Here is a 22,198-nt window from a genome sequence, read left to right on the forward strand (position 1 = left end):
GAATAGTGATTCTTCAAACGCTGCTCCGCAATGCCATCAATAAACTGTAAGTTGTTTTTCCGTAACCTATGTCTGCGCAGTAAGCCTCACTGCTGACTGAATATAATCATAATCCCACGCGCTGCCATTAAACGACGGATAGCATGCTTTTGCGAGTGCCGCTTGATTACTTTCCGCTCATTTACGTAAATTTTTATACTTTTTTTACACCCACCTGATTACCTTTTTACAAAATTTTTGCATCGAAAAATCTACACTCACCTCCAGTTTAAACGTCTACCTGGAGGTGGAGTGTGAGTACAGGCGTAATAATCGGCATCGTGCTGGTTTTCCTGCTACTGGGCTATCTGGTCTATGCCCTGATTAAGGCGGAGGAATTCTGATGGCTGCGTCAGGTTTTTTATTAATTTCCAGTTTCCTGGTCATTTTGATGCTGTTGGCAAAACCTATTGGCTCTCTCCTTGCACGCTTAATTGAGGGCGAGCCATTGCCTGGTGTCACGGGATTCGAGAGAGGTTTGTGGCGACTATCCGGCATTCAAAACAGCGAAATGGACTGGAAGAGCTACTTAACAGCAATTTTACTCTTCAACGTTCTGGGCATCGTCGTGCTTTTCAGTATCCTGACCGCTCAGGCGATCCTGCCCTTCAACCCACAACAGTTACCGGGGTTATCCTGGGATCTGGCAATGAACACTGCGGTTAGTTTTGTGACAAATACTAACTGGCAGGCGTATTCGGGTGAAAGCACCATGAGCTATTTCAGCCAGATGGCTGGGCTCGCCGTGCAGAACTTCCTTTCCGCTGCGACCGGTATTGCCGTGGTATTTGCACTGACCCGCGCATTTGCGCGCCGCGCGATGACAACCCTCGGTAATGCCTGGCAGGATCTGTCCCGTATCACGCTCTATGTTCTGGTGCCGATCTCTCTGGTTTATGCCCTGTTCCTGATCCAACAAGGCGCGATTCAGAATTTTGCAGAGTATCAGGCTTACACCAGCCTTGAAGGGGTTAAGCAAATGATGCCAATGGGGCCGGTTGCATCCCAGGAAGCGATTAAAATGCTCGGCACCAATGGTGGCGGCTTCTTTAACGTTAACTCTTCGCATCCTTTTGAAAACCCGACTGCGCTGAGTAACTTCGTACAGATGCTGTCGATTTTCCTGATCCCCGCAGGGCTGTGTTTTGCCTTTGGCAAAGTGGTGGGTGATGCTCGTCAGGGACATGCCATTTTGTGGGCAATGACCATTATCTTCGTGATTTGCGTTGCGGTGGTGATGTGGGCAGAAACCAACGGTAACACACACCTGATGGAATTGGGCGCGTCCAGCAATATCAACATGGAAGGTAAAGAGAGCCGCTTCGGCATTCTGGCCAGTAGCCTATTCGCAGTCGTCACAACTGCAGCATCCTGTGGTGCGGTAAATGCGATGCATGACTCGTTTACTGCGCTAGGCGGCATGGTGCCAATGTGGCTGATGCAAGTCGGTGAAGTGATTTTCGGCGGTGTTGGCTCTGGTCTGTACGGGATGCTGATGTATGTCCTGCTGGCCGTATTTATTGCCGGACTGATGATTGGCCGCACCCCGGAATATCTTGGTAAGAAAATCGATGTGCGGGAAATGAAAATGACCGCTATCGCTATTCTGGTAACGCCTGCACTGGTTCTTCTGGGGACAGCGCTGGCACTGATGACAGAGGCTGGTCGCGCAGGGATTTATAACCCGGGTATCCACGGATTTAGCGAAGTGCTGTACGGCGTCTCTTCCGCAGCAAATAACAACGGTAGTGCATTCGCCGGTCTTGGCGCGAATACACCGTTCTGGAACAGCCTACAGGCCTTCTGCATGTTCGTGGGTCGCTTTGGCGTGATTGTTCCGGTGATGGCTATCGCGGGAAGTCTGGTCAGTAAGAATATTCAGCCTGCCAGTACCGGTACATTACCGACAACAGGCGCACTCTTTATCGGCCTGTTGATTGGCACCGTCGTGCTGGTTGGCGCTCTGACCTTTATCCCCGCACTGGCATTAGGTCCAGTGGCGGAACATCTCTCATTACGTTGAGATCCGTGGAGACGTGTTTTATGAGCCGTAAGCAACTGGCCCTGCTCGAACCTGCACTGGTCCGTCAGGCGCTAAAAGATTCAATTATTAAACTGAGCCCACATATTCAGTGGCGTAACCCAGTCATGTTCATTGTCTGGATTGGCAGTGTTCTGACCACCATTCTGGCAATTGCAATGGCGACCGGACATCTTGCAGGAAGTGCCGGGTTTACCGCAGCCATCAGCGCGTGGCTATGGATAACCGTGCTTTTCGCGAACTTTGCTGAAGCGATGGCAGAAGGACGCAGCAAGGCGCAAGCAAACAGTCTGCGTGGCGTGAAGAAAACGGCGTTTGCACGTAAGTTGCGAGCGCCGCAGCATGACGCTCAGGTTGACCACATTCCGGCCTCCGACTTACGCAAAGGCGATGTGGTACTGGTGGAAGCCGGTGACATTATTCCTTGTGATGGTGAAGTCATCGAAGGGGGCGCCTCGGTTGATGAAAGTGCGATTACCGGTGAGTCCGCGCCTGTTATCCGTGAATCCGGTGGTGATTTTGCTTCGGTGACCGGCGGCACGCGCATCTTATCTGACTGGCTGGTGATTCAGTGTAGCGTCAACCCTGGCGAAACATTCCTTGACCGGATGATTGCCATGGTTGAAGGGGCGCAACGTCGTAAGACGCCAAACGAAATTGCCCTGACCATTCTACTGGTCGCGCTGACGCTGATTTTTCTGCTGGCCACCGTAACCATCTGGCCGTTCTCCGCCTATGGCGGTGTGGCTGTCAGCGTCACGGTGCTGGTTGCGCTTCTGGTGTGTTTAATCCCAACAACAATCGGTGGACTGCTATCTGCCATCGGTGTCGCCGGGATGAGCCGTATGCTTGGCGCTAACGTCATAGCGACAAGCGGACGCGCCGTGGAAGCCGCTGGCGATGTTGACGTGCTGTTGCTGGATAAAACCGGGACGATCACCCTGGGTAATCGTCAGGCATCGGCGTTCCTGCCTGCGCCGGGTATTGACGAGAAAGTCCTGGCCGATGCGGCGCAGCTTTCCTCACTGGCGGATGAAACGCCGGAAGGCCGTAGCATTGTGGTGCTGGCCAAACAGCGCTTCAACCTGCGCGAACGCGATGTACATGACGCCACCTTTGTGCCTTTCACCGCGCAAACACGTATGAGTGGCATCAATATCGGCGAACGAATGATCCGCAAGGGCTCAGTTGATGCGATTCGTCGCCATGTTGAAGCTAACGGCGGTCACTTCCCGGCAGACGTTAATACGCTGGTTGAGAGCGTTGCACGCCAGGGGGCTACCCCACTGGTGGTGGTTGAAGGATCAAAAGTACTGGGCGTTATTGCACTGAAAGATATCGTTAAAGGCGGCATCAAAGAGCGATTTGCCCAGTTGCGTAAAATGGGTATCAAGACGGTCATGATCACAGGTGACAACCGCTTAACGGCGGCGGCAATCGCGGCAGAAGCCGGTGTCGATGATTTTCTGGCCGAAGCGACCCCTGAGGCCAAACTGGCGTTGATTCGCCAGTATCAGGCGGAAGGACGTCTGGTCGCGATGACCGGTGACGGTACCAACGACGCCCCTGCGCTGGCGCAGGCAGATGTGGCGGTAGCCATGAACTCGGGTACGCAGGCTGCGAAAGAAGCAGGCAACATGGTGGATCTGGATTCCAACCCCACCAAGCTGATTGAGGTCGTACACATTGGTAAACAGATGCTGATGACCCGTGGTTCGCTGACGACGTTCAGTATTGCCAACGATGTGGCGAAGTATTTCGCCATTATTCCGGCGGCGTTTGCAGCGACCTACCCCCAGTTGAATGCGCTCAATGTAATGCACCTGCATTCACCCACATCGGCGATTCTGAGTGCAGTTATCTTTAACGCTCTGATCATCGTGTTCCTGATCCCGCTGGCACTGAAAGGGGTGAGTTATAAACCGCTCACCGCCTCCGCGATGCTACGCCGTAACCTGTGGGTTTATGGCCTGGGTGGGCTGGTTGTGCCATTTATCGGCATTAAAGTGATCGATCTGTTGTTAACCCTGTTTGGCCTGGTTTGAGGATATTGTTATGACACAGTTACGTCCGGCAATCGTGATGCTGGTTATCCTGATGCTCATCACGGGTGGTCTTTATCCCGTCTTGACGACGCTGCTTGGCCAGTGGTGGTTCCCGCATCAGGCGAATGGCTCACTGATTGAAGTGAATGGTGAAGTACGAGGTTCGGAGTTGTTGGGCCAGAACTTTACTGAGCCGAAGTATTTCCAGGGCCGTCCTTCGGCCACTGCTGAAGCCCCATATAATCCAATGGCAACCAGCGGTAGCAACCTGGCTGGCAGTAACCCAGAGCTGGATAAAGCGTTCAAAGAGCGTGTGGACGCGCTGCGTGCGGCGAATCCACAAGCTGAAGGCGCGGTTCCGGTTGACCTGGTCACTGCATCATCCAGTGGACTGGATAACGGTATATCTCCGGATGCTGCAAAATGGCAGTTGCCTCGCGTAGCGCAAGCTCGGGGTATGTCTGCTCAGGACGTGCAACGTCTGGTAGATGAAAACACCGTGATGCCTCTGTTGAACTTTATTGGCCAGCCTTATGTAAACGTGACCCGGTTAAACCTGGCCCTGGATACATTGCAGAGCAAATAAGGTTATTAATAATGACAGAAGAACCCAATCGCCCCGATCCCGATCGTCTGTTAGAGCAGACAGGTGCTCTTCACCGCGGGAGGCTGAAAATCTTCTTTGGTGCCAGCGCTGGCGTCGGGAAAACGTATGCCATGCTGCAGGAAGCGCAACGCTTGCGTGCGCAGGGGCTTGATATTCTGATTGGGGTAGTCGAAACCCATGGCCGTAAGGAAACGGCCGCCTTACTGGATGGTCTGGCGACGTTACCCGCTAAACGCATAGCTTACCGGGGACGTCTCATTCAGGAGTTTGATCTGGACGCTGCGCTTGCGCGGCGTCCTCCGCTTATTTTGATGGATGAACTGGCGCACACCAATGCGCCGGGTTCACGCCATCCCAAGCGCTGGCAGGATGTAGAAGAACTGCTGGAAGCCGGTATCGATGTTTTCACGACGGTCAATGTACAACATCTTGAAAGTCTTAATGATGTCGTCAGCGGCGTCACGGGCATCCAGGTGCGGGAAACGGTTCCGGACCCCTTCTTTGATGCTGCCGACGAGGTAGTGTTAGTGGATCTCCCTGCTGACGATCTGCGTCAACGCTTAAACGAGGGTAAGGTCTATATAGGCGGCCAGGCCGAGCGGGCAATTGAACACTTTTTCCGTAAAGGGAATTTGATTGCATTACGCGAACTGGCGCTGCGGCGCACAGCCGATCGCGTTGACGACCAGATGCGTGCCTGGCGAGACGATCAGGGTGAGCAAAAAGTCTGGCACACCCGGGATGCCATTTTACTTTGCCTCGGTCATAACAGCGGTAATGAAAAGCTGGTGCGCACTGCTGCGCGTCTGGCCGCAAAACTCGGGAGTGTCTGGCGTGCAGTTTACGTGGAAACCCCTGCCCTGCACAAACTTCCAGAGCAGCAGCGACGCGCCATACTGAGTGCGTTACACCTTGCCCAGGAGTTGGGGGCAGAAACCGCTACACTCTCAGAATCGTTTCCGGAAAAAGCCATTCTGCGCTATGCCCGTGAGCATAATCTCGGAAAAATTGTGATTGGACGTCGCAATCGCCGTCGCTGGTTCTATCGCCCGGGTTTTGCCGAGACACTCGCTGCCTCTGCCCCCGATCTCGATTTGATGGTTATTGCATTGGACGACAAACCCGCCGTTTTGCAGGCCAAAACGGTAGACAATCGCACCTTCAGTGATAAATGGCGCGTACAAATTCAGGGGTGCGTACTGGCGCTGGTGCTGTGCACAGTGATTACCCTTGTCGCGAATCAATGGCTGCTGGCGTTCGATGCCGCCAACCTGGTTATGCTCTATTTGCTCGGCGTCGTCGTCGTGGCAATGTTTTACGGCCGCTGGCCATCGGTGCTGGCTACCTTTATCAATGTCATCAGTTTTGATCTCTTCTTTATCGCCCCCCGTGGCACCCTTGCCGTTTCCGATGTGCAGTATCTGCTGACATTTGCCGTGATGCTGACTGTCGGGCTTATCATCGGTAATCTGACAGCGGGAGTGCGTTATCAGGCGCGTATTGCACGCTACCGTGAGCAGCGCACCCGACAGCTCTATGAAATGTCGAAGGCGCTGGCCGCCGGACGTAACAGCAATGATATTGCGAAGACCAGCGAGATATTCATTCAGTCAACATTTAATGCACTGAGCCAGGTATTACTGCCCGATTCATCCGGAAAACTGAAGGCGGTTGCGCAGAGCCAGGGGATGACGCCCTGGGATGATGGCATTGCGCGCTGGAGTTTTGATAAAGGGCTGCCCGCCGGGGCGGGAACTGATACGTTACCGGGCGTCCCCTACCTGATTTTGCCGCTGAAAAGCGCCAATAAGACACACGGCCTGGTGATTGTTGAACCGTCGAATCTTCGCCAGTTAATGATCCCAGAGCAGCAGAGGTTGCTTGAAACTTTTATTATGCTGATCGCCAGCACCTTTGAGCGCCAGTCATTAATTTCAAGCGAACAACAGGCACGCCTCAATAGTGAACGCGAACAATTACGAAATTCACTGCTTGCTGCGCTGTCACATGACTTACGTACGCCGTTGACCGTGCTTTTTGGCCAGGCGGAGATCCTCACACTCGATCTCGCCAGCGAAGGGTCTAAACATGCCCTGCAGGCAAGTGAAATTCGCCAGCATGTACTGAATACAACGCGTCTGGTTAACAACTTACTGGATATGGCCCGTATCCAGTCTGGTGGATTCAGCCTTAAAAAAGAGTGGATCACGCTTGAGGAGATAGTAGGCAGCGCCTTACGTATTCTGGAGATGTCACTGAACGGACAGAAAATTAAACTTGATATCCCCGAGCCATTGCGACTGGTGTATGTCGACGGGCCATTGTTTGAACGCGTATTGATTAATCTGCTGGAAAACGCCGGTAAATATGCCGGGCGTAATGCCACTATCGGCCTGAATGCACATGTTGATAGCGGATGGATGGAGATTGAAGTCTGGGATAACGGCAAAGGCATATCCGCCGGGCAGGAACAGGCCATTTTCGACAAGTTCTCACGGGGTAATAAAGAATCGGCGATCCCAGGTGTCGGGCTTGGGCTGGCTATTTGTCAGGCGATAGTCGAGGTCCACGGCGGCTCCATTGTGGCCGGAAATCGTGCTGATGGGGGAGCCAGTTTTATCGTCCGTCTGCCACAGGATCCGCCCCCACAGATTGACGGTTTAGAGTGAGGTCATGTGATAACGGTACTGATTATCGAAGACGAAAAAGAAATCCGTCGCTTTGTGCGCCTGGCACTGGAAGCAGAATCAATGCGCGTGTACGAAGCTGAAACACTGCAGCGAGGTCTGATTGAGGCGGCAACGCGCAAACCCGATCTGGTGGTGCTGGATTTGGGATTACCCGATGGTGACGGCGTCGAATTTATCCGGGACTTCAGGCAATGGAGCAAAGTCCCCATCATGGTGCTCTCTGCGCGCAGCAGTGAAGACGATAAAATTGAAGCACTGGATCACGGTGCTGATGACTATCTTTGCAAACCCTTTGGCATCGGCGAATTACAGGCGCGGATGCGGGTGCTGCTCCGCCGACACAGTGCCATAACACCGGTTGACACTGTTTGGCACTTTTCGGATGTGAAAGTGGATATTACCGCGCGAATTGTGACTCGCCGTGGCGTGGAGATCCACCTTACGCCTATTGAATTTCGCCTGTTAGCACTATTGCTTAATAACAACAGCAAAGTGTTGACTCGCCACCAACTCTTAAGCCAGGTGTGGGGACCGAATGCCGTTGAAAATAGTCACTATTTGCGCATTTATATGGGCCATCTCAGGCAGAAACTGGAAATCGATCCGGCAAGACCCCGCCACTTGTTGACAGAAAGCGGTGTGGGTTATCGGTTTGTATTTTAATCAAGCGTAGACAGTTTTCCTCCGCAGGACGCGGAGGAAAAAATCAGGCAGGTTGAATATAAATATTTAACAAGCACTCAGCAATATGATTAAAAAACCAATATCGCCCCCTCATTAATATTTAACTACAGCACACCTAATGACTTGTAAGTAATTTTGCACTATTGTAATGGCCCGTAAATATATAGTTTTTTTACATCATCGCTTTTGTTTTTAACGCTTTCTTTATATCCATGCACATAACCATTTTTTATACTCCTGTTGTCGCCGAAAGGTATATCAGATAGATAATTATGTATTCAATAATGAGATCCTCACTTTTACAAAACATGCGGGCACTTTTGAGCTTCTCGCAGCCGACAGGAAACACTTGTGCAGAGGCTATAGAAAAGCAGAGAGATTCACGAAGTGAATTCCAGCAGGAAGTCAAAGACTATCTTTTACGGTACCCTGAGACAAAGCATGTTGATATCTATCTGAATGATGTCAACGGGACGTTCAGAGGGAAGCGGATCACCGTAGATGACCTCTGGTCTGCCGCAAATGGATGCTATTTCCCGCAATCAGTTTACTCGATGGACTGGGAAGGAAAAGTGGTTTGTCGAGCCTCCGATAGTCTGGTGATGGATGAACCTGACAGACTCTGTTTACCTGTGAAGGGAACATTGCGACCTTCAGCTTATGAGCCTCGTGAAAATGCACAGTTGCTATTGTCTATGCAGGATGCAGAAGGAGTCCCCTATGCCATGGAGCCAAGGGTCATACTGGAGAATGTGCTTCGTCGGTTCCATCATCACGGCTTATACCCGATCATCGCGCCGGAGATTGAATTTTATCTTATTGATCAGCAGACAGCAGAAACACGTGGACAGGGATGTTTTCAGATGGCGGTACCATCAACGTATACGCCGTTTATAGAACGTCTGGAAAAGATGGCTGCCGCGCAAAATCTTTCCCTGACAGGGATTGTCAGTGAAGCGGAACCCGGACAATTCGAGCTTAATTTGCGACATTCGCATCAGGTGGTGGAAGTCTGCGAGAACGTACTGGCACTGCGCCGCTTAACCAGCATTGTTGCCAGTGAGTTTGGTTATAAAGCCAACTTTATGGCAAAGCCCTTTTCTCAGCTTGCGGGCAACGGCTTACATTTCCATATCAGCTTAAATGATATCCATGGCAATAATGTTTTTGCCGCGGCGCCTGATGAGCTGAACGAGATGACACGGCTGTGTCTGGCGGGTTTACTCCACCTGATGCCTGGGTCACTCGCAATCATGGCTCCGGGGGTGAATGCTTTCCGCAGGATGCGTAAAAACCTCAATGAACCACTGTTCAGTTCCTGGGGATATAATAAGCGCTCTGCGGCATTACGTATCCCATGTTCATCAAAAGAAAACAGTCGTATCGAATATCGTCTGGCGGGTGCTGATGCCAACCCATATTTAGTGATGGCAACAATCCTGACCGGAATGTTATATGGCCTGGAAAATATTGATGATGATGATCTTGATAATATTATCCATGTAGCGCCTCCATTACCCCTTTTTCAACAACATGCACTTGACGCTTTTCAGGAATCCCCGTACCTGACGGAGAGTTTGGGCCGAGAATTCTCACAGCAGTGGATCCACAGCAAACTTGCGGAACTGACGCTTTTCGAAAGTATTGTAACGCATGAAGAGTCCGCAATAACGTTCTGAGAAAAGGTTTGCCGCTAACAATTGCTAATGAAAAAGATGAGGTCAATATGTCTCGTTTAATTATTCTGTCTAACCGCAGTGAAACGCGGGATAAAAATATCGCTGATCCATTACTCATCAGCCTTTCGCAGATCTTTAAAAAACATCCCGGGCTGTGGTTTGGCTGGAATGGTGAAATATCTACGGCCAGAAAATCGCGCGCGGTCCAGCATGTCCTGAAACCTGGGTGCCAGGTTTTCTCTTGGGATCTTTCACCTAATGAATACGACAACTATTACCAGGGGTATATTCATAAAGTACTGTGGCCTATATTCCACAACCGCCCCGATCTTGCGTGTTACAAAAAAGAGTTTTTTATCACCTGGAAAACCTATAATACGGATGTGGTTAATGCGGTTATTTCACATATTGAAAAACAAGATATCGTTTGGGTGCATGACTATCACTTGCTGCCGTCAGGAAAAATGCTGAAGGATGCAGGTTGTCAGAACCAATGTGGTTTTTTCCTGCATCAGCCTTTCCCGCCAGGAGAGGTACTCCGTACTGTTCCGGAACATGACTGGCTTATGCAGTCACTGTTACAATATGACCTAATTGGATTTCAATCCAGTGCTGACATAAATAATTTCTTGTCATATGTTTTACGGTACTACCGTGCTGAACGAATCTCAACCGATGCCATTCAAATTAACGGAAGATTAATTAAAGTGGGAATATTTCCCTGTGGTATCGACAACACGCTCATCGACAATATTAATCTGGATGCCGAACCTGTCAGAGAATACCAGAGAGATGTGATCATCAGCAATGACGTTATCAGCGATATAAGTGGGATCCACTATCGACTGGATGCGATGCGCCAGTTGTTAAATAAATATCCGCAATACATTCAGGATGTCAGTTTATTGCAAATTTCAGATCCTTCTCGCGAGTATCCCCATTCTTCACCCGAGCTAAATTCGAGACTTGAACGGTTCTGCGGTGAAATAAATGGTCAATACGGTGATTTTTCCTGGTATCCGGTTAATTACATCCATAACGGACTTTGTAATCGTGACGTCATTTATGCGCTTTACAGAAAAGCGCACGTCGCCATGTTCACACCGCTGTCAGAAGGGATGAGTTTATGTGCCAAAGAGTTCATTCTTGCACAGGATGCCGACAACCCGGGAGTACTGGTGTTATCTGAGTTTTCCGGAGCCGCAGAACAACTGACCGAGGCGATAACAGTAAACCCATATGATGCCTACAATACCAGTGAATCACTTCATTCGGCGCTGATGATGCCTTTGCATGAACGTAAACGCAGGCACAGTAAATTGCTGGCAAAAGTGAAACGTTATGATTGTTACTGGTGGGCGAAGGAGTTTATTACTCGCCTGCAGAAGACCTCACACGATGCACCATCCAGAATGGTGCTGAGCGGCTCACACTTCGGCATATTTACACCTCAAAAAATTTACTGATTTTAAAAGCCTGCCATCTTGCCGAGTTCTGATTAAGCGGTGCAGGCTTAACTTTTTATACAAATCTGTATTTTCGTTTTGCGAACTCTCTGATTTTGGACAGGTCTGATTCATCATCACTTCACTTCAGCGGGTCAGATGAAGTTTGAACGCCTCATTCGCTTTATGTACCAATATTTCAAAAATGGAAAGTCCGCTCTTCGCTCTCAGCGGACCTTTAGTTTAGAAAGCTTGTCCGCTTTATGCTGTGAGTCCAGCGATTGTTGCAAGAATCGAAATACACTAACCAACTGGGAGCGGGTCACGTCGGCAATCGAAGCTGCAGGCAGGTAGCTCCTGCAGCCGGTATTGTTAACATTTTAACAGCAGCACTCTGCTTCTTTTTCACTACATTCTTCACAAACTCTGCAAGAGCAGAAGTCCTCAAGATTATTACACTGGCTACATTTTTTGCAGGTACAATCCGATTCTTTCTCGTCACAGTTCTCACAAGTTCCACAGGTGCATGCACTCATCATGTGTGCACACTTATCACAAATTTTATCCATAGTTTCTCTCAACCGCTAAATAAATAATCTCAACATAACACGTGATTATTTTATCATTTCTATATGGTCAACTAAAACTGGCCACTGCGCTCATTATTCGGAAATGCTTGGACTAATCGGTGGAAATAGAAAGGAAAAAAATAAGCCCTGGCTGCCAGAGGCAGCCAGGTATGTTGTTGTGGATGGAAAGCGCAACAGTCACTCGTTAGTGCAGTCCGCTAATGTTGGCAGTGCCTTCGTAGCGTTCGTTAGGTCAACGCTGAAGGTCCCTGCTTTGCGGTCATTGACGTAGACTTCGAACTGCCTGGCCTTACGGATATCCATGATGAAACTAAACCAGGCATTATCCCCGTTACGCCAGCCAAGGGTTGAGGGAATGGCATATTGCTTATGGTCCATCACCACTGTGATGTCGGTACTGTTATCATGCGAGCTGATCGTTTTATCCCCTGCGAGGGTCAGAAAAACCGAGTGCTGGTAAATACCGTTCTGGTCCGGATTTTCCGTACAGTTGATGGTAAACATTTTCCCACTTGCATCCGTCACGCTGTATTCCGCATTGCCCTGGCCATAACCCTGCTGCCATAGTCCGGGAACCGCTGAGGCATTAAAGCTGGTAAGCAGCACGCCTGAGAGCACATACCGGCTTAGTGAACGTACTTTCATTTCTGTCTCCTTTGTCTTTGTATTTATTCCCGGTTATCAGGATTTGAGGGTATCAGCAGCCGTCCCATCAGTTTGCCGTCATGGGAATATTCAAGGAAACGCTCCCGGGTGCGCGGGTCAGTTTTCTCGTGGTATTCCAGGTTGATGTTGTCGGCAATACATAGCGCATTCATCAGAGGCTGGACGGTTTTTTCCTCCATATCCACCAGATAGTAGTAACTGCCGCCCTCGCAACCATCGGGCGACTGGCGGGTACGTAAGACCTGCAGAGTGGGGCCAGAAAGAGCAATCTGCGACCATTCTTCCCTGACATCATCCTGACGGCTGACCACATCGCTGAAGCGCGGAGGCGTGAGGTCCTTAAATTTACTGATAGCTTTGAGGTCATCACTCCTGTCATCGCAGGCGCTCAGAAACAGAGTGGTGGCAACCAGCGCTAGCAGAGGTAGTGTTTTACGTTTCATTATTTTTTCCCTGAAATCAGACGAACCACTTTGGCAAAGACATAAATCCCCACGAAAATACCCACCGGCACGCCGACGAACGGCGTCAGCGCGACACTAGCAGCACCAGCTGCGCCACCTCCCGTCAGTAGTGCAGCAACGGTGGCGAGTGTCAGGGCTGTGAGGCTCTCGGACACCCCGGTTTTGTTCAGAATAATGACGATGATAACAATGGCGATAATGGCAATAACGGGCACTGGGCTCCTCCCTGTTGCCGGGTTGATAACAACGCCTGCGCTATTCCGGTGGGCTGTCAGCCGGAACAAACGTAAGCAGTGACTGCTGGATAAAGCGAAAATGGGGTAAGGCCTGACTGAAGACCGGGTCTTCAGTCAGGCGGCACAGACTGTCATTGCGGCGAAAAGTCTCCTGCAGGGGTTGAACCAGATGGATTTCATCCAGGGTGAATACGGCGATATGTCCGTCGTGCTCTGCCACCAGATACCAGGCCTGCTGGTGGATAAGTAACCGGCAGGGTGCCAGCCGCTCACAGCGCTGCCCCTCGGCAATCAGCGTCACCCGCCTGCGCCCGGTAATGGCCTGAATCAGTCGCCAGAAAGACAATGCGCCTGATAGCGAAGGAGCCGGACTGGCGGGTGCGATTACGCAGGGAGACTCATCGCACATCAGCAGTGCGTTTACCAGACGACGGTCAAAGCCAGGGAAAAGACCGGCCATCCCGCTGCGGTGGGCAAAGATAAGCACGTCGGGCACCATCTGCGTCTCACTGCCCGCAGTACGTAAGCGGCAATATCCGGACTGATACTCCAGGTCCAGATACATCAGCCGCTCACGAAAATCACGCCGCAGCGTGCGCACCGACACACCAAACTCAGCGGCCAGCTTACGCACACTCAGCGTTTCCCCTGCCACCAGACGGCTGATTATCAGTGACAGCCTGACAGCCAGCCGGTCATGGCGGCGTTCTGCCTGTGTCATGAGACGTTCTCCGTGAAAGTTAACTGACTGAAAATGATGTGATTACTTTAAAGAGGGGGTCGGACAGGGTATGGACATCACAGAAACTATTTTTCATTTCTGCAAAAGCCAGAGGCAGCGGGGGTTACAGGCCATTCCTCAGTGAGTGAGGACCGCCAGCACGGTGCGATGCGGACAGGTGGTGTCCGATATTAACAAAGCGGCAACATTAAACGGTCACTGCAGTTGCGTGAGCATCGCTTCCGCCATCACCCACAGTGCCCGGTTAAGTTTCACGTCCCCGTCTATACCGCGAACGGCACGGGTATGTGACCGTCCTCCTTTGGCATTACGGCCACTGAGCCCACCCTTAATCAGGTTCTCCTGAATACGCTGGTACGTGGTCCACAGGTCGCTACTCTCATCCTGCCAGCGGCGCGGGGAGAGGATCTGCGACTCAGTCACCGGCTGGTGGTCCTCACCAAAGCGGTACGTCAGCGCGGCTTTTGCCAGTGCCTGCTGCGCAGGTGGTGGCAACAGCAACGACTGCATCGCATCCCGCTTCTCCTCCACACGGTCAAAAATGCCCAGCACTTCATAGGCCCCCTCAATCACCTGACTCACTACATCGCCTTTGTGCGGCACACGCACCTCGCCAAATGACTCACCGCAGACGAGCCCGTTCTGACAAACCGCACGAAATAAACCCGGCAACATCTGGTACGAACTGGTGCCATCATGGGAGTTGAGCAGGATAATTTCTGGTACCTGTTTACCGGTAATCTGCCCCTCCCGACGAAGGCGTAGCATGTGTTTTGTGTGCTCGCGTCGACCCGGGTCGCGTACCCGGGTCTGACAGGCAAAGAACGGCTGGAAGCCTTCGCGCTGCAGGCTGTCCAGCAGGGATATGGTGGGTATATAGGTATAACGCTCACTACGGGATGCGTGTTTGTCCTCACTGAATACACTGGGCACCACGCGAAACAGCTCTTCGCGGGTTAACGGGCGGTCGCGACGAATAAGGTTTGCTGCGCCAAAGCGCGAAGCCAGACGGGTCATAAGCAGACTCCTCATAACGGGAAAACAAATAAAAGGGATCCCCGTCGCATCGGCGACAGGGTCAGGGAAATAACAGGAATGGGTTAAATATTCAGAAGAAGAAATCCCAGACGGCGCGGGCCACTGACACCACGGTGTTGCGCACGGCCTGAATGACGGCCCGCACCGGGGCGGGTATCAGGGGAAAGGCACTGATGCTATCGAGTACAGCACCGACGGTTTCACCAAAGTCGCTACGAGCCTGCTCCCGGACTACCGTCGTGCGAAAGGAAGACTGGAGTTGCGACACTACCGGGCTGGTGGCCTCACGTGGCAGGCACTTAATCATTCGCTCGGCCATCACCTTAAGCCCCCATTGTAGACGGACCGACACAGCACACACCGGATGTACGGGCTGGAACAGCTCATGCAGCAGACAGATTTTGCGGCTGATATTCTGCTTCTGCGCCGTGGACAATAGTCCCTCACCGCTGGTGGGTTCGGCCTTATCCGACTGGCTGATCACAAACAGTACTTTATGCCGGTATGCCTCCCCAATTACCTGATGATAAAAGTGCTCATCCACTGCCAGTGCGCGGTCATCGGCTTTAATGAGCCACAGCACCAGGTCGAGGCGAGGAAGCTGTTCGCGGTACAGCGCAGCATACTCGGTATCGCGAGCGCCACTTTCACCCACACCGGGCAGGTCCACCAGCGTCATAAACCGCTCACCAACCTGCAGCCGAAAGCGCAGTGGCTCACGGGTACAGGCAGCAACATCGCTGACTGGCGATACCTCACTGGCAAACAGGGCATTACACAGGCTGGATTTCCCGGCTCCGGATTTACCCATAATGCCGATCACTGGCTCGTAGCGGGTTAACTGATTTATCTGCTGCAATATACGTTCAGATACCCATTGTGGCAGACCATCAAGCGACTGCTGAAACGGCTTCAAACCTTCAGAATTGTTCATTACTACTCCTCTGAAAAATAATACAAAAACGGCAGAATCGTGAGATTCCGCCGTTAGTCGGGTATGTTCAGAAGAATGATATATGTCTGAAAATAATTTGAATTAAGGTAAGCGTTAAACAGCTGCCGCCTGTGATCCCGGCCCCTAAGTCGTTAGGTTATTCTGCCCCCCTCATCCTCAGGCCCGATCAGTGGATAAGGGCAAATTGTCCGAGGGGCGATAGGGCATTGGGCAGTAAGGTTTTATAGTTGTTAGGCATTAATCTAACGTTATAGAAACATCAGCTAATACGATGACTGTCTATATTTGAAACGTCATCTCTTGCTTTTACATAAGTATTAATGCTGATTGTCATCAATTTGATTATAATCATGGCACTTTATTGATTACCGTATTAAATTTTTATTTTTCCCTATAGTGATGATTCATGCCTAGTCCCCCTTGTAAGCGGCTTGACGACTTGAGTCAGGTCCAGCGCGAACGGCTGGCCTACATCGATTTTCGGCTTTACTTCTTCGGTGAGATCGGTCGCCCAGATCTGATTGAGCGCTTTGGCGTTGCTCCAGCAGGAGCGACTCGCGATTTGGCTTTGTACCGGGAGATCGCTCCGAATAACATCACCTTTGATGGTAGCGACAAGATCTATCGTATCGGGCAGGCGTTCTCTCCGTTGTTCGAGCACGCATCGCAGCGTGTTCTGTCGGCGCTGGCTCTGGGCTTTGGCGATGGCGTGAATGGCCCAATGCAGGCGTTGCTACCCTGTGAATCCCCCACAGCCCTGAGCATACCCAAGATGGATGTGTTGGCCGTGATTTGTCGAGCCATCCACTCCAAGCGCCCCGTCGCCATCCGCTACCACTCGATGAGCAGCGGAAAGTCCGAACGGGTCATTGTGCCCTTTGCTTTGGTAGATACCGGCCTGCGCTGGCACGCCCGGGCCTTTGATCGCAAGAGTGGAGAGTTTCGGGATTTCGTCGTCACCCGCATCGAAGCGCCAACATTGCTTGAAGAGGTTCCGCAGGCCAACGAACGACCGGATAATGATATCCAGTGGACGCGCATCGTTGAGTTGGATTTCGTGCCGCACCCACGTGTTGAACGCCCCGAAATCATCGAGATGGACTACGGGATGACCCCTTTGATCTAGGGACTGAGCACTGGCTGGCGAATAGTGAACAGTTTAAATCGTTATCTCACATATCCAGCCTGCAAGCCGCAACCACTGAAAAGATCCAACACAGCGGTGGCAATATGGCTCTGGCCAATGACATGCGCAGCAGCGTTATCCGCGATATTTTGCACAACCAGCTGCCCGTTGCTATTGATAACGATGAAAAAATATCTCAAGAAGTCCTCAAACTCGACAGCCTTTATAGCCGAATGAAAACGGAGCTCGCACAGGCAGATCGGGAAATCGAAAACACCGTGATTAATCTGCGTGAATTTGTCATCCGCTACTTCTCCGATCTAATTCTGCAAGCTCAAGGATGCAGCATGGAAACCTTCAGCGAGTTCTTTGAACGTGAAGTGGGCGATGATGGAATTATCGTCAGCATGCGACTGGAAAACGAATTCAGCCGACAGATTCAGCCGATTGAAATCAACATGGAGAAAATGCAACTAAGCTTTGACACTGAAGTTAATCAGTTCAATACCACTATCAAGGCGTTTGGAAAACAAGGCATTAATCATGTCCTAAAGGGTAATCTGATTAACAACAAGACCGTGATCGGTGCCCGCGATGGTATTGTTGGCATGGGTAAGTTATTTGGTAAGGATTTCGGGAATGCATTAAAATTCAAGCCTTGGGGAGCGACTAAACTGGCGAAAGGGGCAAATGGAGCGTTGATTGTAGTCGGTATAGCGCTGGAGGCGTGGGATAGTTACCAGCAATATCAGCGAGAAAGAGAATTCCAGGAAGCCATTGCAGGTATGATTCAGAACTTTAAGCTTCAGCGTGAGAATCTGAAAGAACTGATAGGAAAAACTCAGTTCAAGGAGCAGTTCTTTGGCGATTTGAAAAGTAATGCCAGAGAACTTGAAGCCAGCCTGAATGCCAGTAGGGAAAGTCAGCAACGATTCCAAGCATGGCGTACTATGGCAGAAACTATCGAAGATGAACTTAATTCCGAGTTACCGGATTAATACAGTCCAAGAACTACATCCTCTTCTGAATGAGTACTCGAATGGATAATGATAATTTTTCACTGGTCGATTGGCTACCGAAATTTTTTCAGCAATGGCCAAAAAATCAGGAATGGACCAGAGAAAAAGATAAAAAAATAAATGTTGATACAGTGCAATTAGCCGAATTTTTTAATCAACTCTCTGACCCACTGAAAGTTTTGCAGCATCGATCTTTATCTTTTGATCCATGGGAAGTTGCTGGCCTCAAACGTAGAGAAGTTCGCAATTCTGCAGTCCTTGCTTGGCTTCTTGATCCCGAAGGGACCCATGGTTTCGGGAGACTACCTTTACAGGCATTCTTACGGACAATACGACGCAACCGGAAAGATATCCCTGAGGATTATCGTAACTACTGCCGAGTACAAGTTGAAACGAATCCTACCGGCGATAATACAAATCGTGTTGATGTAGAGATCAATGCGGATAATTTTTTCCTGCTTATCGAGGTGAAAATTGACGCATATGAGCAGCCGGAGCAAGTTGCCAGATACTGTTCTGATGCCAAAGTACGCGCGATGTCACGTCCTTGGGCCGTTGTCTTTTTAACGCCCCATGGTGGAAAGCCGCTGACCTGTGGGGCACATTTCAAACCAGAGGATGTTCCCTGTATTTCTTGGCGAAGTCTCGCCACAACTTTAGGGTCTTCGTTGCAACCGCATTACAAAGAACTCATTTCTGCCAATGAAAACTCACCTTCACGCCAAATGGCTGCACATGCAGCATTTTGCTTTCTTAATCGAGTTCGTAAATTTTAATTTAAGGGATTAGACATGAACCCACATAGCGAAACGGAACGTCAGGCCGGTATACTGATACTTTCTAAACTAAAGATGTTTAACGAAGCTGTCGTTTATTTTGAACAGTATATAATCCCAGCCTTCTGGAAAAGCTTTGATCAGTGTGTTGAACGATTTATGAACGACAGTAACTGGGTAGGCAAAGCAAATTATGAACATCAGGATTATTGCTGGCTGGCCCACCCAACCTGGGTAATTGAAGGAATTAATTGCAAATATTGGTTTGAAAACAGTTCGACAGTTACTGATGGAAATGATTATATTTTAGCCGTGCTAACTGGTACAGGAACCGAGCAGGGACAGTTTGGTTTTGAGTTTAAACTGAATGCTGGCTTTTTTGGTGGGGCCAAAAAGATTACTAGTTATACGCTTGCAATTCAGCAAAAACATCGTAAGCAACTCCATGAATTAGGATTAGTGGATAGGGGAAAGGGTGGGTATTTTCATCCTGTTACCCTTGACCCAATATTACTTACTGAGTGCTGGAGGGAGTATGGTGAATTTCCAGTGGAGCATGAGGTATTTTCCCCACTAAGAACAGCACTTGAAAAGTTACTGAAATCGACTGAAATTCTGGATGCTATCTTTTCGTCCGATATGCACACCCCAAGCAGCTAATAATTTTAACTGAAGAATATTGGCCTTTCCATCCATAAGAAAGGCCATTGCTGTAAAAAATAAATTACCCGCGACTGCAACCGAAATTACGGTCTCCATCACCGACTATTTTAGTCCTTACTTTGGTCATGTAATCCACCCTGTTCATCAAATCGTTGTAAGTTTGCTCGAAGTTGTTCCTTTTACGATTGAGAAGGTATTTGCCATTTGACGGGTAATTAACTAACTTCCCAGAGTCATCAAGCGGGATGCCAAGTGCACTGTACCAAGCTGTTGTTATCATTGTTCTTAGAGTGTTACGGTTTAAATCGTAATCACCTACATGATAATAAGCATCCTGATTGAAGCACAGTATTAAATGATAATGCCGCTTTCCATTTTTGGTATATTCTCTAACCCATGCGTAACGTAAGGTAGAATGTCGACTCTCAGGCCAGTCTTTTCGTTGAGTTTTAATATGCTTATCGTGTTCAAGCTTTGCTTTTAACGCACTAGTAAAGCGAGATATAGCACCAGAGTCAACCCTGGGTTGAAAGAATGGGTTATCCATATTTTCTGTATCAATTGGGTCATGCAGATCAACACGTAGAATCATTGAATTAGGATGTTCATTGAGAGAGTCATCAATAACCTGTTTGATTCTATCCCGATATAGGGATACGTGTGATCCGTATTCACTATCGTATGTCATATAGCATCCAGTTTTATGATATTGAAGTAAGTGATGAATCTAATATATATTACCTATCATGATAATAAACCCTTAACTGAGGTGGGCTCATGGTTCATTTTTACTCCTGAATTAAAACATTTACTTAGAATGAAGTTGCGGGGTTCAAACCAGCGATAGCTATTAATGTAGTTTTCCCCCTCTTCCCTACAAGGATTTTATTTTGAGAGAACAAAGCACTCAGCAATTCATTTGCTTTACTACGACTCCTGAATTTATTAGGGCCATATTGGAGGATGGTATTTTTAGTAATGTAAGGTACTACAAGGCGATTACAATGGTTTTTTATCCACCAATAAAGCTCATCCGCCTCCGAGATTGCCAGAGTAAATTCTTGAGGCTTAGAAAATAAGTGGATGTACTCATTTAGATACCAGGTCGATATCCTCACAGCATCTTCGACTGCAGAAAGAGGTATATCTCCATCATTGCCATTAAAAAAATGCAGAAGAGCGGCCACTCTTGCCGTATTTTCTGCGATCTTAGATGCATAGTCTTTAAAGTCTGTTAAGGTGCCAAGTAAGCCCATATCTGACTCCACCTTGTTATAAAATTCTATCCAGCGATTTTCCGCTTCTACCAAGAAGCGCAGACAAAGACGTTCATTTTGATTATCTCTAGCAATATTTTCGTTAACTATCTCCATCAGTCGCTGATGGAATATCGGCAAATGTTCACTTGAAATAACTGGGCTGGAGATTATTCTGGAACCTTGCTTTGAATCAGGCTGACATATCAAGCACCGTGCGAAGAATCCGATACCTTTAGCTGCATCACCTTTACGTTGCAGATAACCTTTAAATATATCAGGCTGAACCATCAAACCTAACGTCAGTCTGGCATTTTTGATTAATTTCTCTGGTTCGCTTTTCCTTTCCACGGAAAAAGTTGCACCATCCCACATTTTGTTGATAAAAGGGAGTTCGTTCAGCGTATAACCATTAAAAATGGTACCAGCCTCATCAGACATAATACCGATAGAACGCCAGTAGCCACAGAGGTAATCCTTAATAGCCGCAGGTGTAGCGTCGTTAAATATCTGCTTGAACCTCACTGGTGCTCTAAGATGCGACTCCAGAAACTCTTTCAGACGTTCATTCGTTGCCGAGTGATCTTTATTCTTGCGAATATCTGACTTCAGTTTTGACATCAGGGCTTTCTTTTCAATGTTAAAAACCGTTTCTTCATTCCTCCAGACAACCAAGTCATGGTTATATTTTTCAAACCATTCTTCTTCCAGTTGATACAATGGCTTCATCAGTAGTTTGTCCACAGTACTTTTGCGTTCACCAGATTCCGCCAGCGTCAGTAAGAAAAGTGATACCGGACTGCGCAAATTATTCAGTCGGCACACATCAATACGGTTCTGGCATGCAAGCGAAATAACTCCCAGTACCGATGCGGCAATCAAAGCCTGAGGAGCCTGCGTGTGCTGTTCCACTTCATAAACCGCATTTCTGATAATCTGAGGAAACGAATCAATAGGAAAAGGACGAGCGTTAAACATGCAATACCTCTAATAAAATTAACGTTAAAAAGTTTCGCTCAAGTTGCCATTCCGCTATTAATTGCAGAAATAGCAGGATGAACACGGAGCATTCAGAAAAAAACAAAAAAATAAAAGCACAAAACCTCTGGATCCTAACGTTCGTTAATCCAGCAAAGCAGATCGCTTAACAACCAACCACAGGACTTCAACCCAATAGACTTACGCAACGGAAACTGACCAACTTGCTCCAGTTTCCAAGCCGTTGAACGAGATATCGATGTGATGCACTGACGTTCTTTTTCACGTACGAGGCGATCATGGGGTTCGCCATAGTTGCGTAGGATCTGCAAGCGTTCGCTTGATGTTGGATACTTGAATGTTGTTTTCATACTGCCTCCATTGTTTTGGTAAAAGAAGCATGTATCAGATTTACAACTCAAGAAAGTCATTCTTGTCTTACTAAGCAGTTAATAGCCA

Annotated in this window: 21 protein-coding genes; 12 read left to right on the forward strand and 9 right to left on the reverse strand. The window is 49.1% G+C overall.

Annotation, left to right across the window (positions count from 1 at the left end):
* The first annotated feature begins 293 nt into the window (after positions 1 to 293).
* From kdpF to LBF07_RS08115, 8 genes are all read left to right on the forward strand, one after another.
* Positions 294 to 383, forward strand: a complete 90-nt coding sequence (gene kdpF / locus LBF07_RS08080; RefSeq protein WP_111975977.1) for a K(+)-transporting ATPase subunit F — start codon at positions 294 to 296, stop codon at positions 381 to 383.
* Positions 383 to 2,062: a potassium-transporting ATPase subunit KdpA gene (gene kdpA / locus LBF07_RS08085; protein ID WP_111975978.1), complete on the forward strand. Its 1,680-nt coding sequence runs from the start codon at positions 383 to 385 to the stop codon at positions 2,060 to 2,062. Before kdpF ends, kdpA begins: the two co-directional genes overlap by 1 nt.
* Before the next feature lie 20 nt (positions 2,063 to 2,082).
* Positions 2,083 to 4,125, forward strand: coding sequence for a potassium-transporting ATPase subunit KdpB (kdpB, locus tag LBF07_RS08090; RefSeq protein WP_111975979.1), 2,043 nt, complete (start codon positions 2,083 to 2,085; stop codon positions 4,123 to 4,125).
* Positions 4,126 to 4,135: 10 nt separating this feature from the next.
* Positions 4,136 to 4,711: a potassium-transporting ATPase subunit KdpC gene (kdpC, locus tag LBF07_RS08095; RefSeq protein ID WP_111975980.1), complete on the forward strand. Its 576-nt coding sequence runs from the start codon at positions 4,136 to 4,138 to the stop codon at positions 4,709 to 4,711.
* Positions 4,712 to 4,722: 11 nt separating this feature from the next.
* Positions 4,723 to 7,401, forward strand: coding sequence for a two-component system sensor histidine kinase KdpD (gene kdpD / locus LBF07_RS08100; RefSeq protein WP_111975981.1), 2,679 nt, complete (start codon positions 4,723 to 4,725; stop codon positions 7,399 to 7,401).
* A 6-nt stretch (positions 7,402 to 7,407) separates the two neighbouring features.
* Positions 7,408 to 8,085, forward strand: coding sequence for a two-component system response regulator KdpE (kdpE, locus tag LBF07_RS08105; protein ID WP_111975982.1), 678 nt, complete (start codon positions 7,408 to 7,410; stop codon positions 8,083 to 8,085).
* A gap of 293 nt (positions 8,086 to 8,378) precedes the next feature.
* Positions 8,379 to 9,785, forward strand: a complete 1,407-nt coding sequence (locus LBF07_RS08110; protein WP_111975983.1) for a glutamine synthetase family protein — start codon at positions 8,379 to 8,381, stop codon at positions 9,783 to 9,785.
* 47 nt (positions 9,786 to 9,832) lie between these two features.
* Complete coding sequence (locus tag LBF07_RS08115; RefSeq protein WP_111975984.1) at positions 9,833 to 11,251, forward strand: trehalose-6-phosphate synthase; 1,419 nt, start codon at positions 9,833 to 9,835, stop codon at positions 11,249 to 11,251.
* A gap of 746 nt (positions 11,252 to 11,997) precedes the next feature.
* On the opposite strand, the gene yfjT is transcribed toward LBF07_RS08115, so the two are convergent.
* The 6 genes from yfjT to LBF07_RS08145 all read right to left on the reverse strand — a co-directional run bounded on the left by yfjT (position 11,998) and on the right by LBF07_RS08145 (position 15,900).
* Positions 11,998 to 12,465: a protein YfjT gene (gene yfjT / locus LBF07_RS08120; RefSeq protein WP_111975985.1), complete on the reverse strand. Its 468-nt coding sequence runs from the start codon at positions 12,463 to 12,465 to the stop codon at positions 11,998 to 12,000.
* Between the two features lie 23 nt (positions 12,466 to 12,488).
* A complete protein-coding gene (locus LBF07_RS08125; protein WP_111975986.1) occupies positions 12,489 to 12,929 on the reverse strand; it encodes a YfjS/YafY family lipoprotein in 441 nt (146 codons plus the stop codon).
* Positions 12,929 to 13,165 (reverse strand): protein YpjK, encoded by a 237-nt coding sequence (gene ypjK, locus LBF07_RS08130; RefSeq protein ID WP_111975987.1) that lies wholly within the window; start codon positions 13,163 to 13,165, stop codon positions 12,929 to 12,931. The genes LBF07_RS08125 and ypjK overlap by 1 nt, the downstream gene beginning before the upstream one ends.
* A 40-nt stretch (positions 13,166 to 13,205) precedes the next feature.
* Complete coding sequence (locus LBF07_RS08135; protein WP_224435140.1) at positions 13,206 to 13,907, reverse strand: WYL domain-containing protein; 702 nt, start codon at positions 13,905 to 13,907, stop codon at positions 13,206 to 13,208.
* Between the two features lie 216 nt (positions 13,908 to 14,123).
* Positions 14,124 to 14,945 (reverse strand): DUF932 domain-containing protein, encoded by an 822-nt coding sequence (locus LBF07_RS08140; protein ID WP_008324532.1) that lies wholly within the window; start codon positions 14,943 to 14,945, stop codon positions 14,124 to 14,126.
* Between the two features lie 91 nt (positions 14,946 to 15,036).
* Positions 15,037 to 15,900 (reverse strand): GTPase family protein, encoded by an 864-nt coding sequence (locus tag LBF07_RS08145; RefSeq protein WP_016243835.1) that lies wholly within the window; start codon positions 15,898 to 15,900, stop codon positions 15,037 to 15,039.
* Between the two features lie 460 nt (positions 15,901 to 16,360).
* On the opposite strand from LBF07_RS08145, the gene LBF07_RS08150 reads away from it, so the two are divergent.
* The 4 genes from LBF07_RS08150 to LBF07_RS08165 are packed head-to-tail and all read left to right on the forward strand — an operon-like array spanning position 16,361 to position 19,502.
* Positions 16,361 to 17,047 (forward strand): YafY family protein, encoded by a 687-nt coding sequence (locus LBF07_RS08150; protein WP_224435141.1) that lies wholly within the window; start codon positions 16,361 to 16,363, stop codon positions 17,045 to 17,047.
* A gap of 14 nt (positions 17,048 to 17,061) precedes the next feature.
* Positions 17,062 to 18,045, forward strand: a complete 984-nt coding sequence (locus LBF07_RS08155; protein WP_224435149.1) for a LeoA/HP0731 family dynamin-like GTPase — start codon at positions 17,062 to 17,064, stop codon at positions 18,043 to 18,045.
* Between the two features lie 41 nt (positions 18,046 to 18,086).
* Positions 18,087 to 18,842 (forward strand): PD-(D/E)XK nuclease family protein, encoded by a 756-nt coding sequence (locus tag LBF07_RS08160; protein WP_094935880.1) that lies wholly within the window; start codon positions 18,087 to 18,089, stop codon positions 18,840 to 18,842.
* A gap of 15 nt (positions 18,843 to 18,857) precedes the next feature.
* Positions 18,858 to 19,502, forward strand: coding sequence for a hypothetical protein (locus LBF07_RS08165; RefSeq protein WP_016243844.1), 645 nt, complete (start codon positions 18,858 to 18,860; stop codon positions 19,500 to 19,502).
* 64 nt (positions 19,503 to 19,566) lie between these two features.
* Here the strand turns inward: LBF07_RS08165 and LBF07_RS08170 are convergent, their stop codons facing one another.
* The 3 genes from LBF07_RS08170 to LBF07_RS08180 all read right to left on the reverse strand — a co-directional run bounded on the left by LBF07_RS08170 (position 19,567) and on the right by LBF07_RS08180 (position 22,110).
* Positions 19,567 to 20,193 carry an inovirus Gp2 family protein gene (locus LBF07_RS08170; protein WP_016243845.1) on the reverse strand — a complete coding sequence of 209 codons (627 nt, stop codon included), beginning with the start codon at positions 20,191 to 20,193 and terminating at the stop codon, positions 19,567 to 19,569.
* Between the two features lie 124 nt (positions 20,194 to 20,317).
* Positions 20,318 to 21,739 carry a YfjI family protein gene (locus LBF07_RS08175; protein WP_016243846.1) on the reverse strand — a complete coding sequence of 474 codons (1,422 nt, stop codon included), beginning with the start codon at positions 21,737 to 21,739 and terminating at the stop codon, positions 20,318 to 20,320.
* Between the two features lie 134 nt (positions 21,740 to 21,873).
* The gene (locus LBF07_RS08180) at positions 21,874 to 22,110 is read right to left on the reverse strand and encodes an AlpA family transcriptional regulator (protein WP_016243847.1); all 237 of its coding nucleotides are present in this window, start codon (positions 22,108 to 22,110) and stop codon (positions 21,874 to 21,876) included.
* Positions 22,111 to 22,198 lie beyond the last annotated feature (88 nt).

This window comes from Enterobacter cloacae complex sp. ECL352, from assembly GCF_020149545.1.
Classification (GTDB): domain Bacteria; phylum Pseudomonadota; class Gammaproteobacteria; order Enterobacterales; family Enterobacteriaceae; genus Enterobacter; species Enterobacter asburiae_B.